1 protein-coding gene is annotated in these 372 nt (G+C 65.1%); it reads right to left on the bottom strand.

Annotation, left to right across the window (positions count from 1 at the left end; genetic code table 11):
- Window positions 1–372 (bottom strand): hypothetical protein (locus FLQ44_RS23445; RefSeq protein ID WP_170252702.1); only part of this gene is annotated, 372 nt, incomplete at both ends.

Raw genomic sequence — 372 nt, 5'->3', positions numbered from 1 at the left:
AGGTCAGCGCGCGCGCGATCTGGTTGTTGCGCGGCTCGGCATCGGCAAAGGTGTTGATGTCGACCAGGATCAGACCTTCGACCGAGTCGGTCACCAGGGCGTAGCTGTAGATCGGGTGGAAGGGCTGTTCCTGGTTGTCCACCCGCATCTGCTCGCCTTCATTGCGCGCCGGATGCACAGGCTGGGTGGTAACCAGACTCAGGCAGGTCGCATTGGCCGAATCGAGCCGCGAGCTCTGGCCCAGCGGCGAGAACGGCGCGCTGACGATGCGCTGGCTGTAGCCCTTGTTGGCGATGTTGGCGACATCAAAGACGCGCAGCCCTTCGTCGCCTGCGGCGGCGAACAGGTACTCGCCGCGCAGCTGCTGGCAGC

Origin of the sequence: Vogesella mureinivorans, assembly GCF_007644035.1 — a bacterium.
GTDB classification, from domain to species: Bacteria; Pseudomonadota; Gammaproteobacteria; order Burkholderiales; family Chromobacteriaceae; genus Vogesella; species Vogesella mureinivorans.
Note: the sequence above shows the minus strand (reverse complement) of the source record. Positions and strands in the feature narration are given on the sequence as shown.